We start from the raw sequence: 13,704 nt of genomic DNA on the forward strand, positions 1-13,704 counted from the left end.
CGGCGATCTGTTCTCTTTCGAGAGATGAAAGATGGACGTAGGATGGCAACGCAACACTCCAATTGGTCTGGACAACCGAGCCGATCATACATCGGCTCTGGGGTGTTGCACTTCGCGCTGGAACTCAGGCTCTCGCCGTTCATAGCTGCGTAAAACCGAACGATAGTCGCGCTCTACGCGATATCCACCGCTCAATAGGAGCGGATTGGCCGCCTCCCCCTAGCCGTTCAGCATCTCCATCGCCGCCGCATGCAGTTCCGGCGTTGCTGCGGCGACGAGATCGCCGCCCTCTTCCATGCGCCCGCCGCTCCAGTTGCTGACGACACCGCCAGCCCGTTCGATAATCGGGATCAGAGCGACGATGTCGTAGGGTTTCAGATCCCGTTCCACCACGAGATCGGCGTGCCCTGCCGCGAGCATGCAGAAGCCGTAGCAGTCCGTACCGAAGCGCGTGAGCTTCGTTCTCGCTTCCAAGGCCTCGTACCGCTCGCCAACCTCGCCAGTGAAATGGCGTGGCGTGGTCGAGAACATCACCGCGTCCTCGATGCGCTTCGTAGCCTTCACCGTAAGTCGCGTGACACCACCTCCCCGCAAATGCTCCGCGCCCCAGGAACCGGCTAGGTAGCGCTCGCCGGTATAGGGCTGGGACATGATGCCGGCTGTCGCCTGCCCGTCTTCCGTCAGACCGATCAGCGTGCCCCAGAGCGGAACGCCGGTGATGAAGAGGCGCGTCCCGTCGATCGGATCGATCACCCATTTGCGCGATCCTCCGCGATCCTCCCCGTATTCCTCGCCGAGAATCCCATCGTCGGGAAAGGTCTTTCGGATCAGTTCGCGAATTGCGCGTTCGGCACCGCGATCGGCCTCCGTCACTGGATCGAAATCCGTCTCCAGCTTGTTGTCGATCCCGATCTGGCGGCGAAACAGCGGCATCGTCACCGCATCGGCGGCATCGGCCAGTGCGAGCAGAAAATCGCGGTCGGAGACGGTGGTCATCAGGTCAGCTTTCCTTTGCGATCGATATCAATCCAGCTTTGAAGTCGGCCCTTATCGGCCCAGAACAGGACGCACTTCGCCGACTTCGATCTTCTCCCAGTTCTTCAGCACAGTGCGGCCGAGCGCGTCATAAGTTTGAGCAAGAGCCGCGTCCTCCGCACGAAATGCCTCGGCGATTACGGCAGCGGCCAGCGACTCGGCCGCCCGCGTTGCCCCGTCGTCGATCTTGAGGGCAAATCCCAGCCCGAGTTCTGGGATCGCGCCGCAATAGACGCCGTCGGCTCCGGTCTTCGCCAGCACGCGTCCGGGCGCGGCTTTCATCAACCGAAGGCAGGCGCGCTTGGTGCCGGACATCTCCCATGGATGCGCCATGCAGGCGTCGATCAGCCGCTGTCCGGCCCTTGCCCTGCCCGCATCGACTCCCTTGCCTGAGACGAGTTTGGCAAAGCCATGCGCGAAGGAGCAAAGCGGCGCTGCATAGGTGGGGATCGAGCAGCCGTCCGTGCCACAGACATCGGCGCCGAGTTCGGCTCCCGTCAGATCTTCGATGACCTGCCGCCCCCGCCTCTGCACAGGATGTTCTGCACCCACATAACCTTTGGGGTCTTCGCCCAGATGGGTGGCCGTGCAAAGGAAACCGGCGTGCTTGCCCGAGCAGTTGTTGTGCAGCGGTGTCGGGTTCTCGCCCGTCTTGGCGAGATCGATCGCCACCGGGAAGTCCAGCGGCCAGTGGCACCCGCATTCGAGCCGCGAGGCATCGAGCCCCGTCTTCGCCAGCATTCCTTCGGCGCGAACCACATGACCCGGCTCTCCCGAATGCGATGCACAGGCAAGAGACAGCTCGGCATCGCTCAGGCCGAAGCGATCCGCCGCGCCGGTCTCGACCAGCGGAATCGCCTGGAACACCTTGATCGCCGAACGCGGAAACACGAGCCGCTCGACATCGCCTTCGCTGCGAACGATCCGGCCATCGCCGTCGACGATCGCGAAGGCCCCGCGATAAAGGCATTCGGCGATTGAACCGCGTGTGGCTTCGACGAGAACGGGATTGGTCACTGGGCTTTTCGCCTTTCCTGGTCTTTTCTGTCAGTGCGGCGATGCGCCGGCGGGGGCTACTGCGTCATCGGGTCCGGAAGCTGCGATACGCGGCACGGCGCCCCATTTGCAACTCACTGCGCAGCTAGCAGGATGAACTCCGATCCGTATATCCTCGGCTGCTAGACGACTTCGCTTAAGCCCGCCACCGCTTCCACGCCGACATGAAAATCCTGCGAACCCTTCTTATTCTGTTTCTCGTCATTTTTGTCCTGCCCTCCGCCCTGTCGGCGGCGATCTGGTGGGTCGGGGACAATCCACGCTCCTGGCGCGAGGCAGACTGGTCGTCGGCCCGTGTATTACCCGCTGCGAGCGAAACGCCCGAACCTGCCGTCTATGTCATGGCCGCGCGAACGGGCGGGCTGAAAGGCGCAGTCGCGGAGCATTCCTGGCTTGTGCTCAAGGATGCCGGCGCATCGCGCTACGAACGCTGGGACGTCGTCGGCTGGGGCAATCCGGTGCGCCAGAACGCCTACGACGCGGACGGACGGTGGTATTCCAACGTCCCGCGCATCGTGGCGGAAGTTCACGGCGATGAGGCGTCCGCGCTGATTCCCCAGCTTCGCAAGGCGATCGGCGAATATCGGTTTTCCAATCGCGGCGATTACACGATCTTTCCGGGCCCGAACTCCAACACCTTTGTCGCGACGGTCCTGCGCGACGTTCCCTCCTTTCGCGTGATGCTCCCACCGGCCGCTGTCGGGCGGGACTTTCCCGTGGACGGATCGCTTGCCTCCTTTGACGAGGATCGATCGGAATTCCGCGCCTCGCTCTTCGGCTATGCAGGCCTTGTCGTTGGTCCGGAGGCCGGTCTGGAGATCAACCTCTTCGGTCTCGTCGCGGGAATCGACCCGCTGGATCTGTCCGTGAAGATCCCGGCCTTCGGCGCCTATTCCCTCTCCTGATCGGCTTGCGAGAATCCCCGACTTTCTTCCTCACTATGTCTGGCCTATCCATCCGGCTGCGATAAGGTGCCCGAAGAATCGGGAAGGAATGGCATGATGTATCTGTCCTGTGGCGACGCGTTGTTCGATCTGTTCGGTGGAAACGAGGGCGACGACATCGCCGCGATCGAACTCTCCGGCCGGGTGGGCGGATCGCCTCTCAACGTCGCCCTCGGCATTGCGCGTCTCGGCCATCCCGCCGGTTTCTTCACCAAGATTTCCAGCGACGTTTTCGGCAAGCGGCTCGCCGGCTTCATGGATCAGGAAAAGATCGACCGGCGCTATTCGATCCCGACCGAACGTCACACGACGCTCGCCGTCGTCTCGCTCGATGAGAACGGCACCGCCGTCTACGACTTCTACATCGAAGGCACCGCGGACCGGTCGATCGAGCCGAATGAACTTCCCGAAAACCTCGACGATGTCGTCGGCATTCATCTCGCATCCTACGCCACCGTCACCGAGCCGACTGCCTCGGCGCTCTCCGCCCTCGCGGAACGCGAAAGCGCGGCCAAGTTCATTACATATGACCCGAATATCCGGCTTTCGATCGAGCCCGACGTCGAGGTCTGGCGAGAGAAGGTTCGCCAACTCGTCCCCCATGCGACCTTGGTGAAGGCAAGCGAGGAAGACCTCGAAATGCTCTATCCGGGCCGCACGATCGAGGATGTTCAAGCCGACTGGCTTTCCATGGGGCCGGAGCTGGTCGTCATCACGCTTGGGGGCAAGGGCGCCAAGGCCGCATCACGCTCGGGGCTCAAGACCTTCGAGGAAAGCCAGCGAATCACCGTCGTCGATACGGTCGGCGCCGGCGACACCTTCCAGGCCGGACTGATTGCATGGCTGATGGAGAACGATCGCCTTTCACGCAAAGGCCTCGCGAACTGCTCCGAAGACGACATCCACGCCATGCTGAGCTTTGCCATGAAAGCCGCAGCCATCACCTGCTCCCGGCAGGGAGCCGATTTGCCGCGCCGGTCGGATCTCGGCCTTCCGCCGCTCTGACACGCTGGCTGTTAGCGGCCCCGGCCGGTGCATTTTTCCCGACTCTTGAGGCTTTTCTTAGTTTCTACTCTGGAACAATTGTAAACGGACCGCTTTGTCACATATGACTAACCTCGGCGGGTACCAAGCCACCACTATCGGGAGGACAATATGCGTTATCTCACTCTTTTCGCTGCAAGCGCCGGACTTGCCCTGGCGCTCGGTGCGCCGGCAAAAGCGCAGGATGCCGAAGCCGGCGAGCAGATCTTCAAGCGCTGCCAGGCCTGTCACAAGGTCGGCGAAGGCGCGAAGAACGGCATCGGCCCCGAGCTGAACGGCGTCTTCGGCGAGAAGCCCGGCGAGGTCGAGGGCTACACCTTCTCGTCCAATTTCAAGGAGTGGGCCGCCGACAAGGAGCAGTGGGACGACGAGCTGATGACGACCTGGCTCACCGACCCGCGCGGAACCGTGAAGGGCACGAAGATGGCCTTCGCCGGTCTGAAGAAGGAAGAAGAGGTCGCGAACGTGATCGCGTACCTGAAAACCTTCAACGAGGACGGCACGACCGCACAGTAAGCGGCTTTCTCTGATCGTATGACTTGAAAAGGCGTGGGCCCATCAGCCCGCGCCTTTTTCGTATGTCCTGCGGAGCGTCCCAAAGCTCCTATTCGGGAGCTTCAGTCTTCGCGCTGTTCTCGAGCCTGTCGAGCATCGGCTCAATTTCGCCGTAGAAATAATTCCGGCCCGGATAGCCCTTGAGGCGCCCCACTTCCTCGCCCGCATCGTTCATCATGACGAAGGTCGGCGTGAAGACGGCCGGTGCGATGTTCTCGTATCCGCCTTTGCGGTCGTCGGTGATGTCCACGCGCTTGAGGGGAGCGATCTTGCCCGCCTTGCTCTGCGGATAATCCGGCGCGATCTCCGCATCGAACTTCGCGCAATAGGGGCAGCCGTCCTGTTCGAATATCAGGAGTTCGGCCGCCGGAGATGCTGTGATCCAGCTCGCGACACCAAGCGCCGCCACTCCGGCAAGCCGCGAAACAGCCGCGATGAAATCCATGTCCGATCCTCCCCTGCCGACATAAACGATATCACGGATCGCTCGGCAGATTGAACCGGCCGGATGTGCTCTCATTGCCCAATGAAAAACGGCCGACCCGAAGGCCGACCGTTTGATGTCAATTCATCCGGAGCCGAGCTTCAGGCGTAGACTTCCATCACGTCGTTGAGGAGCTTGATCGCCTCCTTCTTCGAGCGCTGGAAGGAATTGCGGCCGATGATCGAACCGTTGCCGCCACCGTCGCGGATCGCACGGACCTCGTCCAGAAGCTCGGCCTCGTTCTTGTGTCCGCCGCCGGAGAAGACGACGATGCGCTTGCCGTTGAAGGCCGACTGCATGATGTGCTTGACGCGCTCGGCCGGCTTGCTCGTTTCGAGCGGATATTTTTCATATGTCGACTTCGCGGCGTCGAGATCGATGTGATCCGACGGCAGCTTCACCTTGATGATGGTAGCGCCCATCAGCGCCGCCATGTGCGCGGCATAGGCGATGATGTCGAGGCCGGTCTCCCCGTCCTTCGTCACCTTGCCGCCGCGCGGATAGGACCAGACGACGGTCATCAGGCCGCGCGACTTCGCCTGTAGGCTGAGCTCGCGCAGTTCCTCCAGCATCTCGTAGGAGGATTCCGAACCCGGATAGATCGTGAAGCCGACGCCGACGCAGCCGAGGCGCATGGCGTCTTCCACCTTGCCCGTCAGGGCCTGATCGTTGCCCGAAACGAGCGAATTGCCTGAATTGAGCTTGAGGATCAGCGGCACTTCGCCGGCAAAGGTATCCGCGCCCTGCTCCAGAAGACCGAGCGGCGCGGCATAGCCGGAAACACCGGATTCGATCGCGAGTTCGTAGAGATAATGCGGATCGTACGCGACCGGGTTCGGCGCAAAGCTGCGTGCGGGGCCATGCTCGAAACCCTGATCGACCGGAAGGATCACGAGACGGCCAGTGCCGGCGAGTCGTCCATGCATCAGAAGACGTGAAAGGTTCGATTTCAGCCCGGGCGTCTCGCCCTCGTACCAGGACAGGATGTTGCGGACGGTATCCGTTCTCAACATGGAATGCTCTCCTCCAAGCAGTTGAATCTCGCGGGCCGTTAACCGGCGGTCGTGGCCTACATGCCGCTTGATGGCGACGAGGTCCAGTCATCGGTCGTCACCCTGACCGATAAAAATCGGTTAGACTACGGATGCACCTCGGAAAAGCTTCGAAGATCGTTAAGTCCGAGCACCGGAAAGCTCGCGAAGCGTCTCCAGCAGAAGATTTGCGCCTGTGACGATTGCCGGCCACTCGGTTTGTTCTTCCGGCGCGTGGGAGATGCCGCCGATGCTTGGCACGAAAATCAGCGCCGATGGGCAGAGCGACTGCATCGTCTGGGCATCGTGTCCCGCACCGGACTCCATGCGCCGGTGACGGACGCCTTGCCGGATTGCTGCGGCTTCGATGATATCCGTGAGGCCGCCGTCGAGCTGGACCGGATCGAGCCAGGTCGCGGCGTCGAGGGTATGCTTCAAGCCATGCCGCAATGCCGAATCGGCCAGCGTGTTTTCGAGCATCCCCGCCAGCCGGCGCATCAACGCCGGGTCCGTATCGCGCAGAATGATGGTGAAGTGCGCCTCGCCCGGTATCGTGTGCGGAAAGTTCGGATCGAGCTCCACATGGCCGATCGTGATCCGCGTGGCTGCGGTTCCCTCGGCCCCTATGAGCGCCGGTATCTTCACCGCGAAATCGGCGAGGCCCGCGAAGGCGTCCGCCCGCATTGCCATAGGCGTCGTGCCGGAATGGTTGGCGCGTCCGATCAGCCTGCCGGAGAGCGAGGCCATGCCCGAGATCGTGTGGACGATCCCGATATCGAGGCGTTCTGCCTCCAGCACCGGCCCCTGTTCGATGTGGAGTTCGACAAAAGCTGCGATTTCGTCCTTCGATCGACGCGCATCGAGTGCCTGCAAGGGATCGAGGCCCTGCCCCCGCATCGCATCGCCAAGCAGCACGCCATCTGCATCACGTGCAGTCTGAAGCCATTCGTCGGTGACGAGGCCGGCGATCGCCCGCGAGCCGAGCATACCGCCAAAGCGTCCTTCCTCCTCCGCCGTAGCGACCACCTCGATCGCCTGCCGGGGCACCCACCCGGCGTCACGAAGCGAAAGCACCGACTCCAGCGCTGCTGCGACGCCAATCGCGCCATCGAACGCCCCGCCGGATGGCACCGTATCGAGATGCGAGCCAGCGACAATCGCAGGCCCATCGGGCGGCCCGAAGCGCCCCCAGACATTGGCGGCACCGTCGATCCGAACCGCCAGTCCTTCCGCCCGCATGAGTTCGGCAAACCATCGGCGAACCGCCATGTCCGCGTCGGAAAATCCGATCCTGTCGTAGCTGCCGGTGAGCGGATTGCGGCCAAAGGCATTGATGCCATCGAGGATGCTTCTCAGCCGCTCTTCATCGATCCGAATGTCTGGCATCAAAGCTCGCTCCCCCGATTCACTCCTGCCGAAAAAAGCCCTTGTGAGACCGATGTCACGCCACCGCCGTCTTCAGGGCGAATGATCGAGCCCGGCCACCGAAGCTTTAAGTTTTAAACACTTGCCGGTTGTCAGCCCCAAGGCGAGCCTGTCTACTGGCCGCCAGGAATTAAGAGGAGTGACCATGAAACGGCTCTTGGCTGCCGCCATCGCGGCAATCGGACTTTTGACGACCGCACCCGCGAGCGCGCAGAGCGATCCGAACGTGCTGCTCGTCGGCCAGATCGCCGAGCCGAAATCACTCGACCCCCAGGCCGTCACGGCCGTCAACGACTTTCGCATCCTGGTCAATCTCTATGACGGTCTCGTCCGCTTCAAGAAAGGCACTCTCGAAGTCGAACCGGCGCTTGCGACCGACTGGACCATCTCCGAGGATGGAACGACCTACACCTTCAATCTTCGCGAGGACGTCACCTTTCAGGACGGCACACCGTTCAACGCCGAAGCGGTGAAGTTCACCTTCGATCGGATGCTGAAGGACGACCACCCCTATCACGACACCGGCCCGTTCCCCCTCGCCTTCTTCTTCTCCACGGTCGATACGGTGACCGCCGTTGACGAGACCACGGTGGAATTCAAGCTGAAGGAGCCGTTCGCGCCGTTCCTGTCCAATCTCGCCTATCCGACCGGCCTCATCGTCTCGCCGGCCGCTGTTGAAGAGTATGGCGCCGATTTCGGGCGCAATCCGGTCGGCACGGGTGCCTTCAAATTCGAGGAATGGCAGGCCAATCAGCGGGTCGTCGTCACCAGCTTTTCGGACTACTGGGAAGGCGCGCCGGCCCTTCAGGCCGTAGTGTTCCGCCCAGTCGGCGACGCCAACACACGCGTCGCGGAGATGCTTTCCGGTGGTCTCGACTTGATGGTCGAGGTGCCGCCCGACAGCCTTCAGACCTTCGAGGACGACGCCAATTTCAAGGTCGACGAAGAGGCTGGACCGCATCTCTGGTTCCTGATCCTCAACACCAAGGAAGGCCCCTTCGCCGACAAGAAGGTTCGCCAGGCGGTGAACTACGCCATCGACAAGCAGGCGATCGTCGAGAACGTGTTGCAGGGTACGGCCGATGTCGCGGCAGGACCGATCCCCCCAGCCTTCGAATGGGCGAATGATGGCTCCGTCGAGCCCTATCCGCATGATCCGGAAAAAGCGAAACAGCTCATCGCCGAAGCCGGTGCCGAAGGCGCCGATCTCACCTTCTATGTCGCCGAAGGCGGCTCCGGCATGCTCGATCCGGTGGCTATGGCAACGGCGATCCAGGCCGATCTCGCCGAGGTTGGCCTCAAGGCCAATATCGAGACCTACGAGTGGAACACCTTCCTCTCCAACGTGAATCCCGGTCTAGAAGGCAAGGCCGACATGGCGGAGATGGCCTGGATGACGAACGATCCGGACACCCTGCCCTTCCTCGCGCTGCGCTCCGACGCACTGCCCTCCGAAGGTGGCTTCAATTCCGGCTATTACTCGAACCCCGAGGTCGATGAGCTGCTCGAAAAGGCCCGCCGCACGACCGATCAGGACGAGCGCGCCGAATTCTACAACCAGATTCAGAAGCTCGTGCACGACGACGCCCCCTGGGCCTTCGTCGCGAACTGGAAGCAGAACGCAGTAACCCGCGCAGAGGTGCAGGGCTTCTCGTTGGAGCCGAGCTTCCTCTTGATTCTAAAGGATGTCAGCAAGGGCTGAGACGGATCGAGCCTTCATTCGCCGAGGTCTGACCTCGGCGACGCTCCTCTAATTCTTCTAAACGCAGTGACCTCGGGAAAGCGCCCGAGGTTGTCCCTGATGGCTCAGGCTTCGACCAGCATCAAGCCGCCTGCTTCTGTCCCTCGTCCACCATCTTTGCCAGCTGACTGGCGATCGTGGCTGTCCCGTTGAGCCGCTTCTGAGGCGTCGGCCAGTCCCTGATGAGCACGATGGACTGATCGGGCCGGATCTTCGCGCTTGAGCCCTGTTCGGAGATATAGCGGATGAGCGCGGCCGGATTGGCGAAGTTTTTCTCGCGGAACTGGACGACGAGGCCCTTCGGCCCAGCATCCAGCTTCTCGATATTCGCCTTGCGGCACATCGCCTTGATTACCATCACCTTCAGGAGATGCTCCACCTCGTCGGGCATCGGTCCGAACCGGTCGATGAGCTCGGCCCCGAAAGCGTCGATCTCGCGGATTTCGGTGAGTTCGGCCAAGCGACGATAGAGCGTCATGCGCAGCTGGAGATCCGGCACGTAGCCTTCCGGGATCATCACCGCCGTGCCGACGGCGATCTGCGGCGACCACTGGCCGGCTGTTTCCGGCTCCGCGCCCTTCATTTCGGCGACCGCCTCTTCCAGCATCTGCTGATAGAGTTCGTAGCCGACCTCCTTCACATGGCCGGACTGCTCGTCGCCGAGGAGGTTGCCTGCGCCGCGCTGGTCGAGATCGTGGGTCGCGAGCTGGAAGCCCGCACCGAGCGTGTCGAGCGATTGCAGCACCTTGAGCCGCCGGTCCGCGCCCTTGGTCGGCGTCTTGTTCGCCGGGATCGTCATCAGTGCGTAGGCGCGCTGCTTGGAGCGCCCGACGCGGCCCCTGATCTGATAGAGCTGCGACAGGCCGAACATATCCGCCCGGTGGACGATCATGGTGTTCGCCGTCGGCACGTCGAGGCCCGATTCGACGATCGTCGTCGAGAGCAGCACGTCGTACTGGCCCTCGTAGAAGGCGTTCATGATGTCGTCGAGCTCGCTCGCCGCCATCTGCCCATGGGCGACGGCGACCTTCAGCTCGGGCACCTGATCGTCGAGGAATTCCTTCACGCCGGCGATGTCCGAGACGCGCGGGCAGACATAGAAGCTCTGGCCGCCGCGATAACGCTCGCGCAGCAGGGTCTCGCGGACCACCAGCGCATCGAACGGCGCGACGAAGGTGCGCACGGCCATGCGGTCCACGGGTGGCGTCGTGATCAGCGAGAGTTCGCGAACGCCCGTCAAGGCCAGCTGAAGCGTGCGCGGGATAGGCGTCGCCGAGAGTGTCAGCACATGGACGTCCGACTTCAGCTCCTTCAGCCGCTCCTTGTGCTTGACGCCGAAGTGCTGCTCCTCGTCGATGATGAGGAGGCCGAGGCTCTTGAAGTCGACGCCCTTGCCGAGCAGCGCATGGGTGCCGACAACGATGTCGACCGTGCCCTCCTTGATGCCCTTTTTCGTTGCCGCCAGCTCCTTGCCGGTCACGAGACGAGAGGCCTGTGCGACATTGAGCGGCAAGCCGCGGAAGCGCTCGAAGAACGTCTTGAAGTGCTGGCGGGCGAGAAGCGTGGTCGGCACGACGATCGCCACCTGAAGCCCGTTCATCGCCGCGACGAAGGCCGCGCGAAGAGCAACCTCCGTCTTGCCGAAGCCGACATCGCCGCAGATCAGCCGGTCCATCGGCCGGCCGGCGGCAAGATCGTCCACCACCGCATCGATCGCATTCGCCTGATCGTCGGTCTCCTCATAGGGGAAGCGTGCGGCGAATTCGTCGAACAGGCCCTCGGGAGGGTTCAGCTTGGGCGCACCGCGCATCGCGCGTTCGGCTGCGACGCGGATCAACCCGTCCGCCATGTCGAGAAGGCGCTTCTTCAGCTTGGCCTTGCGCGCCTGCCAGGCTCCACCGCCCAGCCGGTCGAGGGTCGCCTCGGTGCCCTCGCCGCCATAGCGGGACAGAAGCTCGATGTTTTCGACGGGGAGGAACAGGCGGTCATCGCCGGCATAGCGCAATTCGAGGCAGTCATGCGGCGCGCCCGCCGCCTCGATCTGTTTCAGGCCGACGAAGCGCCCGATGCCGTGATCCACATGAACGACGATATCGCCCTCGTCGAGCCCCGACACTTCCGAGATGAAGTCCGATCCGCGCCGCTTGCGCTTGGAGCGCCGCACCAGCCGGTCGCCGAGAATGTCCTGCTCGCCGACCACCACCATATCCGGCGTCTTGAACCCGGCTTCGATGCCGAGGATCGCGGTCACGACGAAATTCTTCGGGGCCTCGCGCACCTGTTTCAGGTTTTGCACCGGCTTGATCTGGCCAAGCCCGTGCTCCTCCATCACCTGCGTCAGCCGGTCGCGCGAGCCTTCGGTCCAGGCCGCGAGGACGACGCGCTTTCCGTTCGCCCGTTCGTTGGAGATGTGGTCGACGGCCGCCTGGAAGACGTTGGCGTTCTCCGCCTGCCGCTCGGCCGCAAAGTTTCGGCCGCGCGAGACATCGAGATTGAAAACCTCACGGGTGCCGGTCTCCGCCGAAGCATAGGCCGAGAAGCGGATCGGATCGACGATCGCCAGAGCGCCGTTGAGTTCGTCGTCGGTGAGGTAGAGTTCGCCCGGCTCGACCGGATTGTAGACGACGCCCTCGGCGCTTTTCGCCGCGTTCTCGCCGCTGGTGCGCTTCCTTGCCTCGTAGTGATCCTCGATCACCGCGCGCCGTTCGGCAACGCTTTCGATCGTCAGATGATCGAGGACGATCGGAAAGCCGTCGCAATAGTCGAACAGCGTATCGACACTCTCATAGAAGAATGGAAGCCAGTGCTCCATGCCAGCAAAGCGCTTGCCCTCTGAGATCGAGGCATAGAGCGCATCGCCCGGCTGGGCGGCGCCAAAGCGCTTCACATAGTTCGACCGGAACCGGCTGATCGTCTCCTTGGTAAGCGAGACCTCGGAGACCGGCGCCAGCTCGAAGCTCTTTCTCTGCTCGGTGGTGCGCTGGGTCGCCGGATCGAAGGCACGGATCGTCTCCAGCGTGTCACCGAAGAAATCGAGCCGCACCGGCTCTTCCGAGCCCGGCGCGAAGAGATCGAGAATGCCGCCGCGGACCGCGAACTCACCGCGCTCGCGCACAGTCGCCACCCGTTCGAATCCGCCGCGCGACAGGGCCTCGACGATGTCGTCCATCCGCGCGGAGCCGCCGGCCTCCGCCTTGATCGCCTCGCGCGCCAGAACATCAGCCGGCGGCATCTTCTGGAGAAGTGCGTTCGCCGTCGTCAGGATCACAGCGCGATGCGGGTTCTGTCTGAGCGCGTTGAGGGATGCCATCGCCGACAGCCGCCGCGCCGCCGCCTCGCCGGAAGGCCCGACGCGATCATAGGGAAGGCAGTCCCAGGCCGGCAGGGTGAGAACGGGAAGCTCCGGCTGCACGAAACGCAGCGCGTCCTCCACTTCGCTCATGCGCGTGCCGTCGCGCATCACGAAGACGATCGGCTTCTTGCCCCCTCGATCGCGCGCGATCTCGGCAAGAAGGAAGGCCTCGGTGCCGTCGAGCACATTGCCGACTTCAAGCCCGCCACCCTTCTTGAGGGCACGCTTCAATGGTTCGGGAAGGTTCATCGGCTGGCGTCTTTATCGCGGATCGTAAGGGGAAGCTTTTCAGCGTGTCGCTTCAATGGCCCTTTGCGCCGCCCGGTTCAAGGGCAGATGCGTTGCCCTGCGTCATCGCAGTGCTGAAGGCCACCGCGCTCCGCCATCATCCTCGGGACGGGAGCGGAAGATGACGATTACCGGAGCGAGACTCACGCTCCCTTCTCTGCCAGCGAGAGGTCCTCAACGTCGAACCGCGTGTAGAACTCCTTGATCCGCCGAAACACAGGCGTGTCGTAATTGCCCGGCACCGGCTTCTCGCCCGAGACCCATTTGAAGATCTCCGGGTCTGGCGCCAGCATCAGCGCTTCGTAGCTGTCCATGTCGTCGTCGGAAAGCGTCGCGATCTCGGCATCGGCGAAGCGGCCGAACACGAGGTCCATCTCCCGCGTACCGCGATGCCATGAGCGGAACAGTGCCTTTTTCCGGCGCGTGTCGAGATCCTCGGACGAGCGTACGGAACCGGTTTTCATGAGGCTGCCTTCGTCTTCATCTGGCGGGTCACCTCCAGATAAAGAGGATCGGGGAACAGCACAAATCCGCAGGTCGCCGCAGGCGAGACGCTTTCTTTCAGCTCGCGTCGAGACGCTCTCAAACGACCCTTGGGCTTTTCAGCGCGGCAAGCAGGTCCTCGCAAGAGGATTGGGCCGAGTTCCAGCGGCATACACCTGCAAAGCGGTCCGGAAAACTCTTCTACACCACTGTCCTCGAACGGCTCGTGTCCTGATCGACGCCTCGTGCGTCGGCTACCACAAGCG

At 62.7% G+C, this 13,704-nt stretch carries 11 protein-coding genes; 4 read left to right on the plus strand and 7 right to left on the minus strand.

Annotated features, from left to right (window positions below; translation table 11 throughout):
• Window positions 1–219 precede the first annotated feature (219 nt).
• Entirely contained in the window at window positions 220–996 is a 777-nt protein-coding gene (gene hisN, locus ABRA89_RS13250; RefSeq protein WP_349941974.1) for a histidinol-phosphatase, read from the minus strand.
• A 51-nt stretch (window positions 997–1,047) separates the two neighbouring features.
• Window positions 1,048–2,052, minus strand: coding sequence for an asparaginase (locus tag ABRA89_RS13255; protein ID WP_349941975.1), 1,005 nt, complete (start codon window positions 2,050–2,052; stop codon window positions 1,048–1,050).
• Between the two features lie 203 nt (window positions 2,053–2,255).
• On the opposite strand from ABRA89_RS13255, the gene ABRA89_RS13260 reads away from it, so the two are divergent.
• The 3 genes from ABRA89_RS13260 to ABRA89_RS13270 all read left to right on the plus strand — a co-directional run bounded on the left by ABRA89_RS13260 (window position 2,256) and on the right by ABRA89_RS13270 (window position 4,595).
• Entirely contained in the window at window positions 2,256–2,996 is a 741-nt protein-coding gene (locus tag ABRA89_RS13260) for a DUF3750 domain-containing protein (RefSeq protein ID WP_349941976.1), read from the plus strand.
• 93 nt (window positions 2,997–3,089) lie between these two features.
• Window positions 3,090–4,040, plus strand: coding sequence for a carbohydrate kinase family protein (locus ABRA89_RS13265; protein WP_349941977.1), 951 nt, complete (start codon window positions 3,090–3,092; stop codon window positions 4,038–4,040).
• A gap of 150 nt (window positions 4,041–4,190) precedes the next feature.
• The gene (locus tag ABRA89_RS13270; protein ID WP_349941978.1) at window positions 4,191–4,595 is read left to right on the plus strand and encodes a c-type cytochrome; all 405 of its coding nucleotides are present in this window, start codon (window positions 4,191–4,193) and stop codon (window positions 4,593–4,595) included.
• An 88-nt stretch (window positions 4,596–4,683) separates the two neighbouring features.
• Here the strand turns inward: ABRA89_RS13270 and ABRA89_RS13275 are convergent, their stop codons facing one another.
• The 3 genes from ABRA89_RS13275 to ABRA89_RS13285 form a co-directional block, all read right to left on the minus strand.
• On the minus strand, window positions 4,684–5,079 hold the full coding sequence (locus ABRA89_RS13275; protein WP_349941979.1) for a thioredoxin family protein: 396 nt from the start codon (window positions 5,077–5,079) through the stop codon (window positions 4,684–4,686).
• 140 nt (window positions 5,080–5,219) lie between these two features.
• On the minus strand, window positions 5,220–6,131 hold the full coding sequence (locus tag ABRA89_RS13280; protein ID WP_349941980.1) for a class I fructose-bisphosphate aldolase: 912 nt from the start codon (window positions 6,129–6,131) through the stop codon (window positions 5,220–5,222).
• 159 nt (window positions 6,132–6,290) lie between these two features.
• Complete coding sequence (locus ABRA89_RS13285; protein WP_349941981.1) at window positions 6,291–7,535, minus strand: Zn-dependent hydrolase; 1,245 nt, start codon at window positions 7,533–7,535, stop codon at window positions 6,291–6,293.
• Window positions 7,536–7,719: 184 nt separating this feature from the next.
• Between ABRA89_RS13285 and ABRA89_RS13290 the strand changes: the two genes are divergently transcribed.
• Window positions 7,720–9,276, plus strand: a complete 1,557-nt coding sequence (locus ABRA89_RS13290) for an ABC transporter substrate-binding protein (RefSeq protein ID WP_349941982.1) — start codon at window positions 7,720–7,722, stop codon at window positions 9,274–9,276.
• A 121-nt stretch (window positions 9,277–9,397) separates the two neighbouring features.
• On the opposite strand, the gene mfd is transcribed toward ABRA89_RS13290, so the two are convergent.
• Both mfd and ABRA89_RS13300 read right to left on the minus strand, forming a co-directional pair.
• A complete protein-coding gene (gene mfd / locus ABRA89_RS13295; protein WP_349941983.1) occupies window positions 9,398–12,916 on the minus strand; it encodes a transcription-repair coupling factor in 3,519 nt (1,172 codons plus the stop codon).
• 182 nt (window positions 12,917–13,098) lie between these two features.
• Entirely contained in the window at window positions 13,099–13,419 is a 321-nt protein-coding gene (locus ABRA89_RS13300; RefSeq protein ID WP_349941984.1) for an FAD assembly factor SdhE, read from the minus strand.
• Window positions 13,420–13,704 lie beyond the last annotated feature (285 nt).

It is taken from the genome of Fulvimarina thalattae (assembly GCF_040239565.1).
In the GTDB taxonomy this organism is placed as follows: Bacteria; Pseudomonadota; Alphaproteobacteria; order Rhizobiales; family Rhizobiaceae; genus Fulvimarina.

What these genes read in the sequence shown, in the direction of transcription:
- hisN (WP_349941974.1), bottom strand. Translation starts at nt 996, where the DNA reads ATGACCACCGTCTCCGACCGCGATTTTCTGCTCGCACTGGCCGATGCC.
- ABRA89_RS13260 (WP_349941976.1), top strand. Translation starts at nt 2,256, where the DNA reads ATGAAAATCCTGCGAACCCTTCTTATTCTGTTTCTCGTCATTTTTGTC.
- ABRA89_RS13265 (WP_349941977.1), top strand. Translation starts at nt 3,090, where the DNA reads ATGATGTATCTGTCCTGTGGCGACGCGTTGTTCGATCTGTTCGGTGGA.
- ABRA89_RS13270 (WP_349941978.1), top strand. Translation starts at nt 4,191, where the DNA reads ATGCGTTATCTCACTCTTTTCGCTGCAAGCGCCGGACTTGCCCTGGCG.
- ABRA89_RS13275 (WP_349941979.1), bottom strand. Translation starts at nt 5,079, where the DNA reads ATGGATTTCATCGCGGCTGTTTCGCGGCTTGCCGGAGTGGCGGCGCTT.
- ABRA89_RS13280 (WP_349941980.1), bottom strand. Translation starts at nt 6,131, where the DNA reads ATGTTGAGAACGGATACCGTCCGCAACATCCTGTCCTGGTACGAGGGC.
- ABRA89_RS13285 (WP_349941981.1), bottom strand. Translation starts at nt 7,535, where the DNA reads ATGCCAGACATTCGGATCGATGAAGAGCGGCTGAGAAGCATCCTCGAT.
- ABRA89_RS13290 (WP_349941982.1), top strand. Translation starts at nt 7,720, where the DNA reads ATGAAACGGCTCTTGGCTGCCGCCATCGCGGCAATCGGACTTTTGACG.
- mfd (WP_349941983.1), bottom strand. Translation starts at nt 12,916, where the DNA reads ATGAACCTTCCCGAACCATTGAAGCGTGCCCTCAAGAAGGGTGGCGGG.
- ABRA89_RS13300 (WP_349941984.1), bottom strand. Translation starts at nt 13,419, where the DNA reads ATGAAAACCGGTTCCGTACGCTCGTCCGAGGATCTCGACACGCGCCGG.